General features: G+C 43.1%; 11 protein-coding genes. 6 read left to right on the top strand and 5 right to left on the bottom strand.

Annotated elements, in window-relative coordinates; translation table 11 throughout:
- Positions 1 to 4: 4 nt before the first annotated feature.
- From NPUN_RS04325 to tig, 4 genes are all read right to left on the bottom strand, one after another.
- On the bottom strand, positions 5 to 925 hold the full coding sequence (locus NPUN_RS04325) for an alpha/beta fold hydrolase (protein WP_012407612.1): 921 nt from the start codon (positions 923 to 925) through the stop codon (positions 5 to 7).
- Between the two features lie 106 nt (positions 926 to 1,031).
- On the bottom strand, positions 1,032 to 2,372 hold the full coding sequence (clpX, locus tag NPUN_RS04320) for an ATP-dependent protease ATP-binding subunit ClpX (RefSeq protein WP_012407611.1): 1,341 nt from the start codon (positions 2,370 to 2,372) through the stop codon (positions 1,032 to 1,034).
- 9 nt (positions 2,373 to 2,381) lie between these two features.
- The gene (clpP, locus tag NPUN_RS04315) at positions 2,382 to 3,080 is read right to left on the bottom strand and encodes an ATP-dependent Clp endopeptidase proteolytic subunit ClpP (RefSeq protein ID WP_012407610.1); all 699 of its coding nucleotides are present in this window, start codon (positions 3,078 to 3,080) and stop codon (positions 2,382 to 2,384) included.
- A gap of 310 nt (positions 3,081 to 3,390) precedes the next feature.
- On the bottom strand, positions 3,391 to 4,833 hold the full coding sequence (gene tig, locus NPUN_RS04310) for a trigger factor (protein ID WP_012407609.1): 1,443 nt from the start codon (positions 4,831 to 4,833) through the stop codon (positions 3,391 to 3,393).
- A gap of 884 nt (positions 4,834 to 5,717) precedes the next feature.
- On the opposite strand from tig, the gene NPUN_RS04305 reads away from it, so the two are divergent.
- The 4 genes from NPUN_RS04305 (at position 5,718) to NPUN_RS04290 (ending at position 10,950) form a co-directional block, all read left to right on the top strand.
- Positions 5,718 to 6,755, top strand: coding sequence for an aspartate-semialdehyde dehydrogenase (locus tag NPUN_RS04305; protein ID WP_012407608.1), 1,038 nt, complete (start codon positions 5,718 to 5,720; stop codon positions 6,753 to 6,755).
- 119 nt (positions 6,756 to 6,874) lie between these two features.
- Entirely contained in the window at positions 6,875 to 7,759 is an 885-nt protein-coding gene (gene dapA / locus NPUN_RS04300; protein ID WP_012407607.1) for a 4-hydroxy-tetrahydrodipicolinate synthase, read from the top strand.
- Positions 7,760 to 8,043: 284 nt separating this feature from the next.
- Positions 8,044 to 9,816 carry a ribonuclease J gene (locus NPUN_RS04295; RefSeq protein ID WP_012407606.1) on the top strand — a complete coding sequence of 591 codons (1,773 nt, stop codon included), beginning with the start codon at positions 8,044 to 8,046 and terminating at the stop codon, positions 9,814 to 9,816.
- Positions 9,817 to 10,572: 756 nt separating this feature from the next.
- The gene (locus tag NPUN_RS04290; RefSeq protein ID WP_012407605.1) at positions 10,573 to 10,950 is read left to right on the top strand and encodes a Mo-dependent nitrogenase C-terminal domain-containing protein; all 378 of its coding nucleotides are present in this window, start codon (positions 10,573 to 10,575) and stop codon (positions 10,948 to 10,950) included.
- A gap of 110 nt (positions 10,951 to 11,060) precedes the next feature.
- On the opposite strand, the gene NPUN_RS04285 is transcribed toward NPUN_RS04290, so the two are convergent.
- Positions 11,061 to 12,962, bottom strand: a complete 1,902-nt coding sequence (locus NPUN_RS04285) for a caspase family protein (RefSeq protein WP_012407604.1) — start codon at positions 12,960 to 12,962, stop codon at positions 11,061 to 11,063.
- A 199-nt stretch (positions 12,963 to 13,161) separates the two neighbouring features.
- On the opposite strand from NPUN_RS04285, the gene NPUN_RS04280 reads away from it, so the two are divergent.
- Both NPUN_RS04280 and rpmF read left to right on the top strand, forming a co-directional pair.
- Positions 13,162 to 13,644 carry a hypothetical protein gene (locus NPUN_RS04280; protein ID WP_012407603.1) on the top strand — a complete coding sequence of 161 codons (483 nt, stop codon included), beginning with the start codon at positions 13,162 to 13,164 and terminating at the stop codon, positions 13,642 to 13,644.
- A 167-nt stretch (positions 13,645 to 13,811) separates the two neighbouring features.
- Positions 13,812 to 13,985 (top strand): 50S ribosomal protein L32, encoded by a 174-nt coding sequence (gene rpmF / locus NPUN_RS04275; protein WP_012407602.1) that lies wholly within the window; start codon positions 13,812 to 13,814, stop codon positions 13,983 to 13,985.
- Positions 13,986 to 14,215 lie beyond the last annotated feature (230 nt).

Here is a 14,215-nt window from a genome sequence, read left to right as displayed (position 1 = left end):
TCAGCTATTTGGCTTGCGGTTGTGGGATATTAATTTGCAAAAACTCTTGCACCACTTGCATATAAGTTGGAGCATCTTCCAACATCGGGAAATGTGCTGTGTTAGGAATCATCACAAATTTAACTTTGTCATTCAGTGCAGCTGCTTTACGCCCCATCTCGGCCGGAATAATTTTGTCATACTCTCCCGCCACGAGCAGAGTCGGCACTGTCAGCTTGGCAAACTCAAGCGGCATCACTTCAGATTGAGCCTTACTAACGGAAGTAAAAATTGTACCCAAAGCTGCATCGTAATCTGCTTCGAGAAAATCTTGTAAAAAAGCTTGACGCTCAGAATGTGGTATCGAACTATATAAAAATCTCGCCATAAACATCCGGTCGACAAATGGAATTTTGCTTAACCACTTGGGCCGGAATTTCACCACATAGCCACCGAATTTATGAAAGGCACTAAAAGATTTTTCGTCGTACTCAAAAATGCCGCTACAGGTTAAAATTCCTCGTTCCACTCGTTGGGGGTAGCGGTTAAAAAATAAAGTAGCAATAGACGCGCCCATCGAGTGAGCATTGATATAAACACGCTGAAGATGCAGACCGTCTAACAAAGCTGCCAAATCATCAGCGTATTCTTCTAATTCATAAGTCAACTCTCTGATTGCCTCTGATTCTTCCTGCGAGGACTCAGATTCGGCAACAGCTTCACTGGCTTGGGCTATGGTTGGTTTCCCACGAGAACGGCCAAATCCACGCAAATCGTACAGTAAACAATCAAATTGCTCTGATAAAGCATTAGCAGTATTTTGCCAATACCTAGCCGAACCAGCCCAACCATGCATGAAAACCATCACTGGTTTTACCAAAGAACCAGATGGTTTTTTCACCCATTCGTAGTAATGGTCAACGCCACGAATTTTAATATAAGGCATTTTTGAGAGTTAGGAGTTAGGAGTTTTAATTTCGAGTTTTGAGTTAATTACTCATTTTACACTCTTCACTCCTAACTTCACTCAACATTCAACACTCAGCACTGATTTATGCTGATTCTGGTTTCGGTAGTGAAGATGGATGTATTATCAGTTCGGCAGTCGATCGCTTCTCGACCATCTCCCGTGTTACTGTACAACGTGTCACATCCTTACGGGATGGTAACTCGTACATTACATCCAGCATAAGTTCTTCGACAATGCCCCGCAGCGCTCTAGCACCAGTTTTACGACGGTAGGCTTCTTGAGCGATCGCTCGTAAAGCATCTGGTTTAAAATCTAACTGGACATTATCCATCTTCAGCAGTTTTTGGTACTGCTTCACTAAGGCGCTGCGTGGCTGGGTGAGAATCGCCATTAGCGCTTCTTCATCTAGCGGATCTACTACTGCTACCATTGGCACCCGCCCAATAAATTCTGGAATCATGCCAAATTTTACTAGATCGTCCGGTGCTAAATGGCGGAGAGTATCTGCTGCCCGCTTTTCTTTCGTTTGGCCTTCTCCAGGTTGCACAAAGCCTATTGCTTTTTTGCCAACTCTCTGATCCACAACCTTTTCTAAGCCTACGAAAGCACCACCACAGACGAACAAAATATTACTTGTATCAATTTGGATACAGTCTTGATAGGGATGCTTGCGCCCACCTTGGGGTGGTACATTGGCGATCGTTCCCTCTAACATTTTCAGCAAGGCTTGCTGCACGCCTTCGCCAGAAACATCGCGGGTAATTGACGGGTTCTCACTCTTGCGAGCAATTTTGTCAATTTCATCAATGTAGATAATTCCTCGCTGCGCTTCCTCTATATCCAAATCTGCCACTTGCAACAGTCGCAGCAAGATATTTTCTACATCTTCTCCCACATACCCCGCTTCCGTCAGTGTCGTAGCATCAGCAACGGCAAAGGGGACATCTAGGATTTTCGCTAGGGTTTGCGCTAAAAGAGTTTTGCCGCAACCAGTCGGACCGATTAACAAAATATTGGACTTTTGCAGTTCTACAGCATCATCTGCCGCTGCTTTGCCAGTGGCTTTGGACTGAATGACTGCCAACCGCTTGTAGTGATTGTAAACGGCTACCGACAGGACTTTCTTGGCTTCGTCTTGACCAATAACGTGTTCGTCTAGATACTTTTTAATCTCTCTTGGCTTGGGTATTTGATTAAACGAAATACTAGAAGATTGAGTACGCCGTTTTTGAGGTGGTTCTGCTCTTGGTGTCGGTTGTGCTGCTGCACCATTGGTATCGAGTAACTCTTCGTCTAGTATTTCATTACACAAGTCAACGCACTCATCGCAGATGTAGACTCCCGGCCCTGCGATTAACTTACGCACCTGCTCCTGAGACTTGCCGCAAAACGAACATTTTAAATGGGAGTCGTACTTAGACATACCAGCCTCTTATTTCAGAATGGTGACGTTTTCCCCTGCTGTGGGAAGATTTTGCCTGGAAATGACCTGATCAATCAAACCGTAGTTTTTCGCCTCTTCTGCCGACATGAAAAAGTCGCGCTCAGTATCTGCTTCAATTCTTTCTAAGGGTTGACCAGTATGATGAGACATTAACTGATTCAACTTAGCCTTAACGTAAAGAATTTCTCTGGCTTGAATTTCAATGTCAATAGCTTGACCTTGAGCGCCACCAAGTGGTTGGTGAATCATAATCCGGGAGTCAGGCAGAGACATTCGCTTACCGGCAGCCCCTGCTGTTAACAAAAATGCCCCCATACTCGCGGCTAATCCAAAACAGATGGTAACAACATCAGGGCGAATTTGCTGTATTGTATCATAGATTGCCATACCTGCGTAGACCGAGCCGCCAGGAGAATTAACATACATTTGAATGTCTTTCTCTGAGTCTTCGGAATCTAGGAATAACAATTGAGCCACAATTGAGTTGGCTACGGCATCGTCTATTGGCGTTCCCAAAAAGATAATCCGCTCTCGCAGCAGGCGGGAGTAGATGTCGAAAGCCCTTTCTCCCATGCCGGACTGTTCTACCACCATCGGCACGATGTTGCTAGGGCTGTTCAACTGGGAGTTAATGTTTATTCGACTTTGGTTGCTGATGGGGTAGTTTCCCGACTGCGATACAAACATACAGGCTTTCTGTGACGATAATTTAGGACAAATGTTTCAGCAGCAAATGCTGCCTTTTCGACGAATGGAATTTTTATAGCTACGTGTTAACCATTATGCCTCATATAACTTCCTCTCGTGTAACACAGTATCAAGCTCAGTCCATAACATGTGTCACAATTTGCCAAAAATTCATTAATTCTTTAAATTATTTTGACTTTATCCCAGTGGGTATTGGGGATTGGTTATTTTTGTCCCTGTTCCCTTACCTTACCCATTTCACCAGTACTTTAACTCAGGACTGGTGAACTTATGGCTTTGGGATTTTTTATTATCCTTCTGTGACTTCTGTTGTAGAAGGTTCGCTGTTTTCTTGCTCTGTCTGAGATACATCAGCATCAGCATCTGATTCTGCGGCTTCCGTTTCCTCTGCGGGACTCAAGGAGCCTTCGGGTACAAGTTCAACTGAGGAATGTTCTAAGAGCCAATCGATGGTTTTTTCGGTTAATAGTTCGTTTTCCACAATTGAGCGTAATCTATCTTCATCAACCTCTTTTTCCTCTGGGTATTGTTCCAAAAGTTCTTTGACTCTGACTCCGATTTCTTCTGGTGTTACCTCAATAGATTCGCGTTTACCAACTTCCCGCAAGGACAAGGAACGTTTAATGCGTTCGATGGCTTCAGTACGCGATCGCTCCCGCAATTGAGGAATAATATCTTGAGTAAACAACTTCCTCACATCTAATCCCTGCTGAGACAGGCGCATTGCTGTTTGCGTTAGCATTGCATCCACTTCTTGCTCAACCAAGGTTAGTGGTAAGTCAACTTCTACGTGCTTGAGCAGTTCCGTTAACAACGCTTCCTGCTTATTTGTTTTTGTTTTGTCATCCGCCTCTTTTTGATATCGCTCTACCAAAGAAGCGCGTAACTCCTCTAAAGTTTCAAAATCGCTGATTTCCTGGGCGAAATCGTCATTTATTTCTGGTAGTTCCTTTTCCTTCAGTTCTTTGAGCGTCACTATGAAAGTTGCCGCTTTTCCAGCTAAATCTTCATTAGCATATGGATCTGGGAACTGCGCCGCAATTTCTCTAGTTTCTTCAGGATTCATCCCGACTATTCCCGAAATAAAGCCTGGAATAAACTTATCTTCCTGTAACTCAACTTGAAAATCAGTTGCTTCGGCTCCCGGAATAGGTTCTAGTTCAGCTGTTTCGTCTTCGCCCTCGGCTTTGGCGAATGAGCCTTTAAAATCGACTACCGCAATATCACCGATTTGCGCTGAACGTCCTTCCACAGGAATTAATGTCGCTAATTCTTGACGTTCCTTCTCGAGGCTACTATCCACTTGTTCTGGATCGTACTTGACTTCTTCAGCTTGGAAAAGCAAATCGGTGTACTGCACTAGATTTACTTCTGGTTCTACATCGACAGCGGCCAAAATCGTCAGGGGTTTTCCAGGTTCATAATTATTAATCAAATCCTCAAAGGAGGAGCGCAATTGGGGCTGACCTATTGCCGGGATAGCTTCTTGTTTAACTGCTTGCTCAATACCGTCTTGAATTAGTTCTTCCAAGGCTGCTGCCTTGATACGAGTTGTACCCAGCCTTTGTAGTAATATCGGCCGAGGTACCTTGCCTCTACGAAACCCAGGAATATTGGCAGTACTCGCTAAGTTTTTAATGACCTGTTCGTAAGTTTGCTTGGTAATTTCCGGCGTAATCTCTATTTCCAGGCCAATTTGGCTGGCGGGAAGTTTTTCCTGGGTAACTTTCATGCTTCGTCTCTAGTTTTCTGGTATTTTAATCTCCGAGTACACACAAGACGCAATAATTTTTCGCGTTTATGGCTTGATGTCTCTTAGGGAGGAGGGGAGGTTGTCACAAGGCTTCATGACATCCAAGGATGGATGGTGTGTCCTGGCACAGAGATCCAGTTTACTGCCAATGGCCAAGGACTTGACAATTTACCGTCATAACAATTATTGACACTCCCAGGGCTAAGAACGTCTGGGGTTTCTTGCCTAGTATTTGTAATAAGTGCTGAATCATTGCGGATTGGGAAGATTTTTATCCCTATTCCCCAGTCCGTAATTTTCAATTAGTCTGAATTTAACACTGGAAAGTCAAGAATTCATTATTCGGTGGGCTAACACCGTGATATTCTGATTTTCAGCCAGTAGTTTAGTACTTCAAAGTTATAGCATTGAGTCTAGCTATATTGTGGTACAGGAGTAAATATGCTGCCTAGCCGCATAGCTCGATTTGATAGGTTGCCAATTTTATACCATTTGCATCATAGTACATTCGTCATGCTGGCAACTCAACTTTACAGCCAAGACGTTTATTCACCTTACAGGTCAAACGTCTAAGTGCAGATATATGTATTTTTCTGCTAGATAGCGCTTTGTTGTACAATACTATAATATAGTTTAGATAAATGAATAAAGTTGAATGGCAGTTGTTGTAAAGTGCAACATCAGTTAACTTATTAGATAACCAACTAAATAAATTTATTAAATCTATTAAAGATAGACTAAATTATAGAAAATCTAAATCTATTCAAAATTTATTTCAAGACTGCGATCGCTATTTAAATATAAACAAATTGTCAATTGTTCCAAAGAATTGCAGATAAGTATCTTAAAAGGAGGAAGCAAGTTTGTCGAAATCCTATCGTTTAGCTATTTTAGGAGCTACTGGTGCAGTTGGCACAGAGTTGCTGGAATTATTAGAAAGCCGTAATTTTCCGATTGCTGACTTGAAGTTATTGGCATCAGAGCGTAGTATCGGGCGATCGCTACGGTTCAAAGGGGAAAATATCCCAGTAGAGCCAGTGAGCGATCGCGCCTTTGAAAATGTTGATATAGTACTAGCTAGTGCGGGTGGTTCCACATCTAAGACTTGGGCAGCAGTTGCCGTGGCAAAGGGTGCAGTGGTAATTGACAACTCCAGTGCCTTTCGGATGAACCCAGAAGTTCCCCTAATAGTACCAGAGGTTAATCCACAAGCCGCAGCTAATCACCAAGGCATTATTGCTAACCCCAACTGCACAACAATTTTGATGACTGTGGCAGTATGGCCATTGCATAAAGTTAAACCAGTGCAACGCATTGTGGCTTCAACCTACCAATCTGCTAGTGGTGCTGGTGCCAGAGCAATCGCAGAAGTCAAAACCCAAACAAGCGCTATACTACAAGGACAGCCGCCAGTTGCTGAGGTATTACCTTACCCATTGGCATTTAATTTATTCCCGCATAACTCGCCATTAAATGATTTGGGTTATTGTGAGGAAGAGATGAAAATGGTCAACGAAACCCGAAAAATATTTGGCACGCAGCAAATCAGAATCACTGCGACCTGTATACGGGTTCCCGTACTCCGCGCCCATTCAGAAGCCATTAATTTAGAATTTGAGACTACCTTTAGTGCCGAGGAAGCCAGAGAAATTTTAAATTCCTCCCCTGGAGTGAAATTGGTAGAAGATTGGGAAACTAATCATTTTCCGATGCCAATTGAAGCAACAGGTAGAGATGAAGTTTTAGTGGGAAGAATCCGTCAGGATATTTCTCATTCTTGTGGCTTGGAATTATGGTTATGCGGCGACCAAATCCGCAAAGGCGCAGCATTGAATGCAATACAAATCGCCGAGTTATTGGTAGAAAAAAATCTACTCAAACCATTAGCTATTAGTCATTAGTCATTGGTAAGTGACAAAGGACAAATGATAAATGACACTTGAAAGCAATTTGCAGATAGGTTATTACAATAGGAAACCACCAAGATATAAAAACATGGGCAATCAGGAGTGAAAACAGGGTGGGAGATTTTGGTAATGTTTTAACCGCTATGATTACACCGTTTAAAGCAGACGGTAGTGTAGATTATGGTGTAGCGGCAGAACTGGCAGTGCATCTAGCTAACAACGGTACAGATACATTGGTGATGTGCGGCACAACAGGAGAATCCCCTACCTTGAGTTGGGATGAGGAATACCAGTTGTTTGTCGAGGTATTGCAGTCCGTGGCAGGAAAAGCCAAGGTGATCGCAGGTTGTGGTTCAAATTCCACCAAAGAAGCGATCGCTGCCACCCAAAAAGCGTCTAAGATAGGAGTACATGGTTCCTTACAAGTTGTTCCTTATTACAACAAACCGCCGCAAGCGGGATTGGAAGCTCACTTTCAGGCAATAGCACAAGCCTGTCCCGACTTACCATTGTTGTTATACAATGTCCCAGGTCGTACCGGACAAAACCTTCAGCCAGAAACAGTTGCCCGGTTAGCTGAGGTTAGCAATATTGTCGGGATTAAAGAATCCACTGGTAGCATAGATCAGGCAAGCGAAATTCGTCGCTTGACACCAAAAGAATTCCACATCTATTCTGGTGATGATTACATGACTTTGCCCTTGTTAGCGATCGGGGCAAAGGGTGTGGTAAGTGTGGCTTCTCATCTGGTAGGAAACCAACTACAGCAGATGATCCAAGCTTTTAGTGCGGGAAAAATTGAAGTAGCAAGGGACATTCATCTCCAACTCTTCCCGTTGTTTAAAGCTTTATTTCTCACTTCAAATCCCATTCCAGTGAAAAAAGCGCTGAAACTCCAAGGTTGGGAGGTTGGTTCAACTCGTCCACCGCTATGTGAAGCTGATTTAGAAGTAAGTCAAAAGTTAGAAGGGGTTCTGAAAGAACTTAGTTTAATCTAGCGACCATCTAGTTAAACGTTGGTAGTCTGCTGCTTTCTAAAGATAGATATAAACAATGACCATAATTGTTCATACATAAGTTGCAATTTAAAAACCTGTGCTAGGACTGATAGATATACTATGAATCCTTAAGTGTACAGTCGATTTTATTGAATAAAAAATTGAAAATTTCAATTAAAACTTGATTGCTTTCAGACTGACTTAAGAGACAGATGATGTTGTCTTAAATACAAGGAAAGTTAACTATCAACTTAATTAACTACAAGTAACAATCTAAGGAGAAAATGGCTAAAAACGAAGCTAATAATTCCGCCTTGAAAATTATTCCTTTGGGCGGTTTGCACGAAATTGGAAAAAATACCTGTCTTTTTGAGTATGACGATGAAATCATCCTATTAGATGCAGGATTGGCTTTTCCTACAGAGGCGATGCATGGAGTAAATATTGTTTTGCCAGATACGACCTATCTACGGGAAAATCGCCACAAAATTAAGGGGATGATTGTCACTCACGGTCATGAAGACCATATCGGTGGGATTGCTTTCCATCTTAAGCAGTTTGATATCCCCGTGATTTATGGGCCTAGGCTAGCAATGGCGATGCTAGAGGGTAAATTGGAAGAAGCAGGAGTCCGCGATCGCACAGAAATCAGAACAGTTTTACCACGCGATGTAGTGCGGATTGGCAAAAACTTTTTAGTGGAATATATCCGTAACACCCACTCCATCGCTGATAGTTTCACTGTTGCCATTCATACTCCCCTTGGTGTAGTCATTCACACAGGGGATTTCAAAATTGACCATACCCCAGTAGATGGTGAAAAGTTTGATTTACAACGATTAGCAGAACATGGTGAAAAAGGCGTTCTTTGTCTGCTAAGTGATTCCACTAATGCTGAGATACCAGGATTTACACCTTCAGAACGTTCAGTTTATCCAAATCTGGAGAGAGTATTTAGTCAAGCCACTGGGCGATTATTTGTCACAACCTTTGCTTCTAGCGTGCATCGCATCAATATGATTTTGGATATCGCCAAGAAGCAAAATCGTGTAGTGACGATTGTAGGGCGTTCCATGCTGAACTTGATTGCTCATGCGCGTAATCTAGGTTACATCAAGTGTGAAGATAATCTGCTGCAACCATTACATGCAGTCCGAAATCTGCCTGATGAAAAAGTACTAATTTTAACTACAGGTTCTCAGGGTGAGTCGATGGCAGCAATGACTCGCATTGCCAATAAAGAACATCCCCATATTAAAATCCGCCAAGGAGATACGGTAGTATTCTCTGCTAACCCAATTCCCGGAAATACGATCGCTGTAGTCAACACCATTGATAAATTAATGATTCAGGGTGCAAAAGTGGTATATGGACGGGACAAAGGGATTCACGTCTCCGGTCACGGCTGTCAGGAAGAGCAAAAGCTGATGATTGCCTTAACTCGACCCAAGTTCTTTGTGCCATTTCACGGCGAACATCGGATGCTAGTGAAGCACGCAGAAACGGCTCAGAGTATGGGCATTCCCTCAGAAAATATGATCATTATTCAGAATGGTGATATTGTCGAACTGACTGAAGATGCTATTCGCGTCGCTGGGAAAGTGCCATCTGGTATCGAATTGGTGGATACTACTAGTTCGGGTATGGTAAGTGCGAAAGTGCTGCAAGAACGCCAACGCATGGCTTCAGAAGGCATTATCACGATCGCAGCTGCCATTGATTGGAATGGTAAACTGTTGGCGAAACCAGAAACTCACCTTCGGGGTGTAGTTACAACTGTAGAGCGATCGCTGTTACAAACCTGGGTAAAACAACGGATTGAAGAAATCCTCACTGTGCGTTGGACAGAATTTGCTCCTGAGCAAGGTGAAGCAGCAGATATAGACTGGGGTGGATTGCAAGGAACTTTAGAACGAGAATTGCAACGTTCTATCCGTCGAGAATTGCAATGTCAGCCATCTGTGACTTTGTTGATGCAAATCCCTGATGAGCCACCTGTAAAAGTTGCCGATGGCAGAAGACGGCGGACTCGGACTGCTGCTCAGGTAGCATCATAGAGAATTTAAGGTAAAAATCTCATACAGAGAGAAGTTTGAGCAGTGGCTTTCACCGCTCAAATCTCGATGGGCGCAAAGACACAGAATTTTTCTGAACGTCTTTGCGCTTTCTTTTCTCATGGGTATAGAGCTTGCCTATAGTTCTTCGATCTAACTTGTTAGGTTGCTGTCACTGAAGGCGTGCGTACAGCGTACTGCCAGGATGGATTGCGCTGTAGAGTACAGAAACACCCATAATCAAGAAGTTCATCTGATTTTAAAGCTTCAGACTATATCACTCTCAAACCGTTCTGCCAACCTAAGCTTTGTGAAATGCGATCTATTCTACTCAATCAAAAATCACTACTTCTACGGTATTCAGCCAGCGATGAACACGACTCACTTACGTGAGAAAGTGGGAACACGGAGAGGAAAAAGCCTTCTAGGATATTACTGATGTTTATACTTAGCAAAAATTCTTTTAGAAACACCTTATATTAAGTTCTGTAAATGTTACACTAAAACCTATCCAATGATGGATGTCTTTATTAAAATTTAAACTGTGTCAAGTTATGAACAAGATCGTAATATTACACTACCGATCCCCATAAATTTGCGATTAACTTGACGTAGTAATAAATTAGGTTCTGACTTAAGTGGCTAATCAGGTATTACATTATATCGCAGTCAGAACGCGATTTTTCCGGGAAAGTTCGTTGCCACGCTGTATATATTCATCAAAAAGGTGAATAACCTCAATAACACAGAGGATTAACCATGAAGGTATTCGACAATACCACGAAAAAGATTTTTCTGGCAAGCTGGGTATCAATCAATCAAGCAGAGACTACTGACCATAAAGTAAGCCAGCTTAACCATTCTCCTTCTAAGCCTTACTGGGATATTCTCCAACCCTTACGGCAACGAGTAGAAAACATTCAAGTCAGCGATCGCCAATTAGCTCACCGTTTGTGCAAACTGATCCCATCTCAATGCCCCTTTGAGCGCGATGTCAAAGTATTTGGGAAAACCTTGTTTCACATCCCACCCATGTGCAAGCTCAACCCCTTATATGAAGAAGTGGTTGGTTTACGTTTCCGAGCGTTGTGCTATCTAGCCGACGAGTGTGGCGAAGATGTATCGCAGTACTGCTAATACTGAGATATGAGCGCTGAGGAAAAAGTTAGGAGTCAGGAGTAAGAGGTCGGGGATCAATAATATAACTCCTAATTCCTAACTCCTAACCATTATTTATTATTTTTTTACTATTTCTTTTGCCATTTTTGAATGGCATCCTGAGCATCTTCATAAGCGGCTGTTTCCTCTGGCACTAACGCAGCAGTCGCAATTGCCGCATTGCGATCTCCTTCGGCAGCGCGACGCTTGGCCAGGTCTAAAATTTTCTCACTCCATTTATTGATCGACTTTTGGGCACTATCAAAGCCTGGTTGACCTGCTGGTACTTTCTTGGCAACTTCGATCGCCCGATTGTAGGTAGATGCCTGTCCAGACTTAATTAAGGCATTAGCTGCATCTAAAAGAGTTTTGTTACTCACATACTGCTTACCCTCTAGCCGCCACAGGTTAATTACTGCTTGTGCTTTGGCGTAGGGGGCTTCATCTTTGGTAATTAATCGAGCGGCGGCAATAGCGCTAGCATACTGTCTTTGTTTAGCACGACCCTCTGCTAAATCTAAAATCATTCGGCTCCAAATCTTAATATTTTCCTGAGCTTGTTCGTACAGTGGTTCACCAGGTTTAATTTTCCGGGCTGTAGCGATCGCCATACTCAAATCGCTAGCCTGAGTTTGTCTGAGCGACATTTTTGCCAAGTCTAATACTGCTTGATTCCGCTTTTTCGACTCGGAAGTAGAGATGATTTCGGCGCTAGATTGATTGTTAAGTCTAACAACTGAAGTGCGTAGGCGTAGCTCGTCGGAGACATCGCTTGGTAAATTCTCAATTACCTGGCGATCGCTAGCAGTAGCATTAGGCGATGTGCTTGATATTGGCTTAATTCTAAAAGTTTCTTGATTGCGAAGAAAAACTACAGCAATTAAACCTGCTACTAGCAAGCTGCCTCCACCCCACAAGATAAACTGTTTCCAAAAAGGGAGACTTGGCTGATTTGATGGCAATCGAGAGACGTAACCTTTGGAGGAATTAGGGATAAATCTTCCCTTGGGATTCGCTCCTAAAGAAGTTTCCGCCATTGGCTGGGAAACTAAGCTAGTAGCTGACTCCTGGACTGGTTGACCTTTAGGCTTCTCAACCTTATAAGCCTTCACCTGCTGGGAGGAGTTCACAGTAGCTTCTCCCCATCTGCCCCGTTCTGCTGAAGTTCTGGGGTAATCGTCAAGGGGAGGGGCTGCAAGAGCAACAGCAAAAGATTCTTCAGGATAAATCACCGGATTTGCTTCAAAGTCACTTTCCATTGCCAATTCTGGCAAGATTATCTGTGCCCTTGATGGGATGATAGTTGCAGGGTTTTGGACAGGCCGCCAGTGGTGGTGACATAATTTTGGCATGAGCAGACTTAGGTAACTTTCTAAATCTGACAGGTTACTGCCATTACCAGAACGCAAAGCTTCTAATAAAGCTGCTGTAAAGAATCCGTGACCTAATTCGCTACTTTCGTGGGAAAATTGTTCTGGTTGACAAGAAAGAATTGTCGCTAGTTGTAGTTCTTGGGCTAGTTCTATTGTTTCTTCACCAACGGGAGCATCAGCTTGAGTGCCAAAAGCGCGGTTGATATCAAGTAGTAGCAATACATTCAAGTCAGCAAGTTGGAGACTTTGCATTAGCGATCGCAATTCTATGCCAGTCTCTTGCACGAGTTCGGGGTTGCCCTCTGCTGGCATTAAGTAATCTTTGCCCTTGTAATTCACTCCATAACCGCTAAAGAATAACCACAGATAGTCTTCCGGTTGCCAACTTGTGGCTGCCAAATCCTCAAGCAGCAGCAGAATATTCTCTTTAGTTGGATAAGTTGATCGATCTCCAATTGGCGGCGAAGTATCCGTCATTAGCAGGCAATGTTTGGGGAGAAAGCCTGCCTCTGTCACCAAAAAATCCTCTAGTGCCTCAGCATCGGCTTGGGCACAACTTAAAGGTTGAAATAACTGATAGTGATTGATGCCAATCGCGATCGCCCAGTAATTTGCCATCCCGCTCTTTGTCAGTTATTGTTTGCTGGTCTTAAAATTGCGGTTGGCTTTGCCAAAAAACAAAGCTAACCTATGTCTTATAGTCTAGGTGATTCTCATCGAATCTTAAGCTAGAATGTAATTTTTATTACGTTTGATAGTCGGAAAATACCTTTTACCTAATTTCAATAACAGATCATCACTAAGGAGATAGAAGGTCATGAGCAAGATTGCTGCTCACCTACCATCATCGATCACTCCCTTTTCAGTTATTAGCCAAATTGCCAGAAGAATCCGGATAGTTCCTTTATTAATTTTGCTCATATCCACTATTCCTGCGTGGTTTTTGACGGAAGCAATCGCGCCTCAGGTTGTGCGAGCTTACACCGCTAGAGTCGATCTAGCTATTGACCGCCTGCCGGAAGAAAACTATGAAACCGTTCTACGGAGGGCAGAAGCGGCCGCTAGAGCAGCCGCCCAAAGGAGCTTCGACCAAGATATCTTGGTGACAGATGTTTCAATCATTGTATCCGTACAAAATTTTGGAGCGATCGCACCAGTTCTGGCATTAGATGTGAGTCGTCCCCAATGGCGATCGCGTCCCGATGCCCAAAACTGGGCTACTTACTTCAAAACTGCGCGATCGCTACTTTTCTTTGACAATAGCTCTACAGCAGCTAATGGTATATCAAGCAAAAAATGAAGGATTGAGCTAGACACGGAAATGTAAAGAGTGGAATACTTAAACAATCCCCTCTATTTCCGTGTCCTACTTCAATCTCAACCTATCAATTCAACTTAGCTGTTGTTCTTCGCGTCAGTGGATGGCCTAGAATAAGAAGGTTGTCAAGAATCACGATATCTGCTGACATGGCTGTTCCTAAGAAGAAAACTTCCAAATCAAAACGAGATAAACGTCGAGCTACATGGAGGCACAAAGCCGTCGTCGAAGCTCAGAAAGCCCTCTCTCTGGGTAAGTCAATTTTGACTGGACGTTCTACATTTGTGTATCCAACGGCTGAAGAAGAGGAAGAAGAATCATAATTTCCCAGTCAGGTAAAGCATAAACAGCACCAATCTTCTTACTACTGGATCAACGCTTTTTATTAGCTTTCCTGATTGCATTTTGAATCATAGATACTCTACACAAGCTCATTAGCTCGAGAAAAACTGGTAGTGAGTAATTGGGAACATCCATTACCCATTACCGATCACTGATGAGTAATAATCAAATCATATAAAAGTAAAACATCTGGTAGTGTTGGCAATTCAGC

The organism is Nostoc punctiforme PCC 73102, assembly GCF_000020025.1.
Taxonomy (GTDB): domain Bacteria; phylum Cyanobacteriota; class Cyanobacteriia; order Cyanobacteriales; family Nostocaceae; genus Nostoc; species Nostoc punctiforme.
The sequence above is the reverse complement of the archived record's forward strand: the minus strand, read 5'-3'. Positions and strand labels throughout refer to the sequence as shown.

What these genes read in the sequence shown, in the direction of transcription:
- NPUN_RS04325 (WP_012407612.1), bottom strand. Translation starts at nt 925, where the DNA reads ATGCCTTATATTAAAATTCGTGGCGTTGACCATTACTACGAATGGGTG.
- clpX (WP_012407611.1), bottom strand. Translation starts at nt 2,372, where the DNA reads ATGTCTAAGTACGACTCCCATTTAAAATGTTCGTTTTGCGGCAAGTCT.
- clpP (WP_012407610.1), bottom strand. Translation starts at nt 3,080, where the DNA reads ATGTTTGTATCGCAGTCGGGAAACTACCCCATCAGCAACCAAAGTCGA.
- tig (WP_012407609.1), bottom strand. Translation starts at nt 4,833, where the DNA reads ATGAAAGTTACCCAGGAAAAACTTCCCGCCAGCCAAATTGGCCTGGAA.
- NPUN_RS04295 (WP_012407606.1), top strand. Translation starts at nt 8,044, where the DNA reads ATGGCTAAAAACGAAGCTAATAATTCCGCCTTGAAAATTATTCCTTTG.
- NPUN_RS04290 (WP_012407605.1), top strand. Translation starts at nt 10,573, where the DNA reads ATGAAGGTATTCGACAATACCACGAAAAAGATTTTTCTGGCAAGCTGG.
- NPUN_RS04285 (WP_012407604.1), bottom strand. Translation starts at nt 12,962, where the DNA reads ATGGCAAATTACTGGGCGATCGCGATTGGCATCAATCACTATCAGTTA.
- NPUN_RS04280 (WP_012407603.1), top strand. Translation starts at nt 13,162, where the DNA reads ATGAGCAAGATTGCTGCTCACCTACCATCATCGATCACTCCCTTTTCA.
- rpmF (WP_012407602.1), top strand. Translation starts at nt 13,812, where the DNA reads ATGGCTGTTCCTAAGAAGAAAACTTCCAAATCAAAACGAGATAAACGT.